This is a genomic window from Streptomyces sp. NPDC029138 (assembly GCF_055564375.1).
On sequence record NZ_JBVHWM010000035.1, the window covers coordinates 84,578 to 90,577 of the forward strand.

The 6,000-nt window shown below is 72.2% G+C and carries 5 protein-coding genes; all 5 read left to right on the forward strand.

Going from position 1 to position 6,000, the window contains the following annotated elements:
* The first annotated feature begins 2 nt into the window (after positions 1-2).
* On the forward strand, positions 3-1,109 hold the full coding sequence (gene rlmN, locus ACZ4WH_RS25415) for a dual-specificity RNA methyltransferase RlmN (protein ID WP_468184326.1): 1,107 nt from the start codon (positions 3-5) through the stop codon (positions 1,107-1,109).
* A gap of 199 nt (positions 1,110-1,308) precedes the next feature.
* Positions 1,309-2,382, forward strand: coding sequence for a thiamine ABC transporter substrate-binding protein (locus tag ACZ4WH_RS25420; RefSeq protein WP_468184328.1), 1,074 nt, complete (start codon positions 1,309-1,311; stop codon positions 2,380-2,382).
* Between the two features lie 65 nt (positions 2,383-2,447).
* Complete coding sequence (locus ACZ4WH_RS25425; protein WP_468184331.1) at positions 2,448-4,049, forward strand: ABC transporter permease; 1,602 nt, start codon at positions 2,448-2,450, stop codon at positions 4,047-4,049.
* Positions 4,050-5,069, forward strand: coding sequence for an ABC transporter ATP-binding protein (locus ACZ4WH_RS25430; RefSeq protein WP_468184333.1), 1,020 nt, complete (start codon positions 4,050-4,052; stop codon positions 5,067-5,069).
* Positions 5,070-5,093: 24 nt separating this feature from the next.
* Positions 5,094-5,891: a maleylpyruvate isomerase family mycothiol-dependent enzyme gene (locus ACZ4WH_RS25435; RefSeq protein ID WP_468184336.1), complete on the forward strand. Its 798-nt coding sequence runs from the start codon at positions 5,094-5,096 to the stop codon at positions 5,889-5,891.
* Positions 5,892-6,000: the final 109 nt, after the last annotated feature.

The following is a 6,000-nucleotide window of genomic DNA, read 5'->3' on the forward strand; positions in this document are numbered from 1 at the left end:
CCATGCCTAAGCCCGGAGAACTCACTTTCGTCGCGCCGCGCGGAGCCAAGAAGCCGCCGCGGCATCTCGCCGACCTCACGCCCGCCGAGCGCAAGGAAGCGGTGGCCGGGATCGGTGAGAAGCCGTTCCGTGCCAAGCAGCTCTCGCAGCACTACTTCGCGCGGTACGCGCACGAGCCGGAGCAGTGGACCGACATCCCCGCCGGTTCCCGTGCCAAGCTCCAGGAAGCGCTGTTCCCGGAGCTGATGACCGTCGTCCGGCATCTGTCCACCGACGAGGGGACCACGCGCAAGACGCTGTGGCGGCTGTTCGACGGCACGCTGGTCGAGTCCGTCCTGATGCGGTATCCGGACCGGGTCACCATGTGCATCAGCTCGCAGGCCGGGTGCGGTATGAACTGCCCGTTCTGCGCGACCGGGCAGGCCGGGCTGGACCGGAACCTGTCCACCGCGGAGATCGTCCACCAGATCGTGGACGGCATGCGGGCGCTGCGGGACGGGGACGTGCCCGGCGGGCCCGCACGGCTGTCCAACATCGTCTTCATGGGGATGGGCGAGCCGCTCGCCAACTACAAGCGGGTCGTCGGCGCCATCCGGGCGCTCACCGACCCTGCCCCGGACGGGCTCGGCCTCTCGCAGCGCGGGATCACCGTCTCCACCGTCGGGCTGGTGCCGGCCATCCACCGGTTCGCCGACGAGGGCTTCAAGTGCCGCCTCGCGATCTCCCTGCACGCCCCCGACGACGAGCTGCGCGACACCCTCGTCCCCGTGAACACGCGGTGGAAGGTGCGCGAGGTGCTGGACGCCGGGTTCGAGTACGTCGAGAAGTCCGGGCGCCGGCTGTCCATCGAGTACGCGCTGATCCGCGACATCAACGACCAGGCCTGGCGCGGTGACCGGCTCGGGCGGCTGCTGAAGGGCAGGCCCGTGCACGTCAACCTCATTCCGCTGAACCCCACGCCGGGGTCGAAGTGGACCGCGTCGCGGCCGGAGGACGAGAAGGCGTTCGTGGAGGCCATCGCCGCGCACGGCGTGCCCGTCACCATCCGGGACACCCGTGGACAGGAGATCGACGGGGCCTGCGGTCAGCTCGCGGCCACCGAGCGGTAATCTGAGCGGGTCCACACACCTTCATATTCCGACAGGGGAGCGCCACAGCGCTGAGAGTGCGGCACCGGGCCGCAGACCCTCTGAACCTCGCCCAGGTCATTCTGGGTAGGAAGTTCGGTCATCACTCAAGCTGTCGTGCCCTGCCCGGGTTCCCGGGCGGGGCCGCGTTCTTCCTGGCCAACCCCAGGAGGACCATCCAGTGCACAACAAGACCTTCGTGGCCGTGGCGGTCGGGCTCGGCCTGATCACGCTGTCCGCGTGCGGTGCGTCGGACGCGGAGTCGTCCTCGGACTCCAAGACCGTCACCCTCGTCAGCCACGACTCGTGGGCCGTCTCCAAGAACGTGCTGAAGGACTTCGAGAAGCAGTCCGGGTACAAGGTCAGGGTCCTCAAGGACGGCGACGCCGGGCAGGCCGTCAACAAGGCCGTCCTGACGAAGGACAACCCGCAGGGCGACGTCTTCTTCGGCGTCGACAACACCCTGCTGTCCCGGGCCCTCGACAACGGGCTGTTCCAGCCGTACCAGGCCAAGGGCCACGACACGGTCCGGCCCGAGTTCCGCGTCGACCAGGACAAGCACCGCGTCACGCCCGTCGACACCGGCGACATCTGCGTCAACTACGACAAGGCCTATTTCAGCGCGCACAAGCTGACCCCGCCGCAGTCCTTCGCCGACCTGGCCAAGCCCGCGTACAAGAACCTCCTCGTCACCGAGAACGCGGCCACCTCCTCGCCGGGCCTCGGCTTCCTGCTGGGCAGTGCCGCGCAGTTCGGGGACGACGGCTGGCAGGGCTACTGGAAGAAGCTGAAGGCCAACGGCGTCAAGGTCGTCGACGGCTGGGAACAGGCCTACTACCAGGAGTTCTCCGGTTCCTCCGAAGGCAGGAAAGCGGGCGGCGACCGGCCGCTCGTGGTGTCGTACGCCTCCTCCCCGCCCGCCGAGGTGATCTACGCCAAGAAGCGGCCCAGCTCCGCCCCGACCGGGGTGGCGTACGGCACCTGCTTCCGGCAGACCGAGTACGCCGGGCTGCTGAGCAACGCCAGGAACGCCAAGGGCGGCAAGGCGTTCATCGACTTCCTGCTGACCAAGGAGTTCCAGCGGGACATGCCGTTGAACATGTTCGTCTACCCCGTCGTGCGGGGCGCCGCCGTCCCCGCCGATTTCACGAAGTACGGCCCGGCCGCCAAGGACCCCCAGACCATGGCGCCGGACAAGATCGCCGCCAACCGCGACCAGTGGGTCAAGTCGTGGACCTCACTCGTACTGAAGTGACAAAGGCGGCCGGAGCGACCGAAGCAACCGGCTCCCGGCGGGGAAACGCGGCGCGGCTCGGGCTGATGGCCCTGCCCGTCGCGTTCTTCGCGCTGTTCTTCGCCTGGCCCGTCGCCGCGATCGTCGCGCGCGGGCTGAAGACGGACGGCGCCTGGCACCTCGGGCGGATCGCGGACGTCGTCACCGAGCCGGACATCCGGCACGTGCTGTGGTTCACCACCTGGCAGGCGCTCGCCTCCACCGCGCTCACCCTGCTGCTCGCCCTGCCCGCCGGCTACGTCTTCGCCCGCCTCGACTTCCCCGGCAAGCAGCTGCTGCGGGCCGTCGTCACCGTCCCGTTCGTGCTGCCGACCGTCGTCGCGGGCAGCGCCTTCCTCGCGCTGGTCGGCCGGGGCGGGCTGCTCGACCAGCTGTGGGGGGTACGGCTGGACACCACGGTGTGGGCGATCCTGCTGGCCCATGTCTTCTTCAACTTCGCGGTCGTCGTCCGCACGGTCGGCGGGCTGTGGGCCCAGCTCGATCCCCGGCAGGAGGAGGCCGCGCGGATGCTGGGCGCCTCCCCGCTGACGGCCTGGCGCAAGGTCACCCTGCCCGCGCTCGCGCCCGCCGTGGCCGCCGCCGCCCTGATGGTGTTCCTGTTCACCTTCACCTCCTTCGGTGTGGTGCAGATCCTCGGCGGCCCCACCTTCTCCACCCTCGAAGTGGAGATCTACCGGCAGACCTCCGAGGTCTTCGACCTGTCCACGGCCGCCGTCCTCACCCTGGTCCAGTTCGCGGCCGTCGGCGCGATCCTCGCCGTGCACGCCTGGACGGTACGGCGCCGGGAGACCGCGCTGCGGCTCGTGGACCCGAGGACGACCGCCCGGCGCCCGCGCGGCACCGGACAGTGGGCCCTGCTCACCGGCGTCCTCGCCACCGTCGCGCTGCTGCTGGTCCTGCCGCTCGCCGTCCTCGTCCGCCGCTCCCTGGACGCGCCCGGCCTCGGCTACTACCGGGCGCTGACCCACTCCGACGGCGGTACGTTCCTGGTGGCGCCCGTGCACGCCGTGTGGACCTCGCTGGAGTACGCCGTAGCCGCCACCGCCATCGCCGTCGTGATCGGGGGTCTCGCCGCCGCCGCGCTGGCCCGGCGGGACGCGGGACGGCTGGTGCGGGGTTTCGACGCGCTGCTGATGCTGCCGCTCGGCGTCTCCGCCGTGACCGTCGGCTTCGGCTTCCTGATCGCGCTCGACAAGCCGCCGCTGGACCTGCGCCAGTCGTGGATCCTGGTGCCGCTCGCCCAGGCGCTGGTCGGCGCCCCCTTCGTCGTACGGACCATGCTGCCCGTGCTGCGCGCGGTGGACGTCCGGCTCAGGGAGGCGGCGGCCGTGCTCGGGGCCTCGCCGTGGCGGGTGTGGCGGGAGGTGGACCTGCCGCTGGTGCGGCGGGCGCTGCTGGTCGCGGCCGGGTTCGCGTTCGCCGTGTCGCTCGGCGAGTTCGGGGCCACCGTGTTCATCGCCCGGCCCGACAACCCCACGCTCCCGGTCGCCGTGGCCCGGCTGCTGAGCCGTCCCGGCGACCTCAACTACGGCCAGGCGATGGCCCTTTCGACGATTCTGATGGTGGTGTGCGCCGCCGCGCTGCTGATCCTGGAGCGGCTGCGGACCGACCGGACGGGGGAGTTCTAGATGCTGCTGAGCCTGGATGCCGCGACCGTGCGCTTCGGCGGGCGGGCCGTGCTCGACGCCGTCGGCCTCGATGTCGCCGAGCACGAGGTGGTGTGCGTCCTCGGCCCCAGCGGCAGCGGCAAGTCGACCCTGCTGCGGGCCGTGGCCGGGCTCCAGCCCCTGTCCGGCGGACGGATTCTGCTCGACGGCCGGGACCAGGCGGGCGTACCCGCGCACCGGCGGGGCGTCGGGCTGATGTTCCAGGACCACCAGCTCTTCCCGCAGCGGGACGTCGGCGCGAACGTGGCGTTCGGGCTGCGGACGCACGGTGTCGCCAAGGGTGAACGGGACGCCGAGGTGGGCCAGTTGCTGGAGCTGGTCGGGCTGCCCGGCGCGGCCCGGCGGGCGGTGGCCTCGCTGTCCGGCGGCGAGCAGCAGCGCGTGGCCCTCGCCCGGGCGCTCGCCCCTCGGCCCCGGCTGCTGATGCTGGACGAGCCGCTGGGTCAGCTGGACCGTTCGCTGCGGGAGCGGCTGGTCGTCGAACTGCGGGAGCTGTTCGGCCGGTTGGGGACGACCGTGCTCGCCGTGACCCACGACCAGGGCGAGGCGTTCGCGCTGGCCGACCGGGTGGTGGTGATGCGGGACGGGCGGATCGCGCAGACCGGGACGCCGCTCGCGGTGTGGCAGCGGCCCGCCGACGCGTTCGTGGCCCGCTTCCTCGGCTTCGAGAACGTGGTCCCGGCGACCGTCGCCGGTACGGTCGCCGACAGCCCGTGGGGCAAGCTGCCGGTGCCCGACGGCTCGGCGCAGGGCACCCGTACGGTCCTCGTCCGGCCGGCCGGCGTGCGGCTCGTACCGGCCGACCAGGGTCTGGCCTGCACGGTGGCCGCCCGCACCTTCAGGGGCACCCATGTGGCCGTCCATCTCCAGCCGGCGGACGGCCCCCGACTGGAGGCGGCCTGCCCGCTCCGGGACGCGCCGGAGCCCGGCGCCTCGGTCGGCGTGGAGTTCGACGTGGCCGAAACGGTCGTGCTCGACTGATCATCGCGCCTTTAGGGTGAGGTCATGCCTTTGCTCGCGCATGACCGCTACTGCGACGAAATCGCCCACCAGGTCGACCGGTTGAGGACCGTGGTGACCTCCGGCGCCGATCTGTCCGCGACCGTGCCGACCTGTCCGGACTGGTCGCTGGAAGACCTCGTACGGCACATGGGGGGTGCTCTGCGCTGGGTGGACGCCCTGGTGCGCGCCCGGGCGCGGGAGAACATCCCGCCCGAGCAGGTGCCGCTGGCCGGCGGACCGGAGGGGCGCGGGGACGCGGCTGCTCTGGACGCGTGGCTCGCGGACACCGGCGAGCTGGTCGTCGGCGCGCTGCGCGAGGCCGGCCCGGACGCCGAGGTGTGGGGCTGGGCCGGCGTGCTGAACGCCGGTTTCTGGGCCCGCCGTATGGCCTGCGAGATCACCGTGCACCGGGCCGACGCCACGCTCGCCGCCGGGCTGCCCTACGAGGTCGCGCCGGACATCGCTGCGGACGCGCTGGACGAGTGGTTGCAGCTCGTGGAGTGGGTGCAGCGCAACGCGGCCCACGAGGCGGCGAAGGAACTGCGCGGCCCGGGGCGCTCGATCCATCTGCACGCCACCGACACCGGCCCGGACCTGCACGCCGAGTGGCTCGTGGAGCTGGGCGAGGACGGGGTGAGCTGGCGGCGCGGGCACGAGAAGGCCACGGTCGCCCTGCGCGGCCCGCTCACCCCCCTGCTGCTCGCCTTCTACCGCCGGCTGCCGCTGGACGCGCCCGGCCTGGAGGTGCTCGGCGACCGGGAACTGCTGGAGTTCTGGCTGGAGCGGACCACGTTCGGCTGACGCGCCCCGGGGGGGGGGGGGGGGGCGCGGGGGGGGGGGGGGGGGGGGGGGGGGGGGGGGGGGGGGGGGAGGGGGTGGGTGTCGACCGCGCTGCGGCAAAACCCAAAAA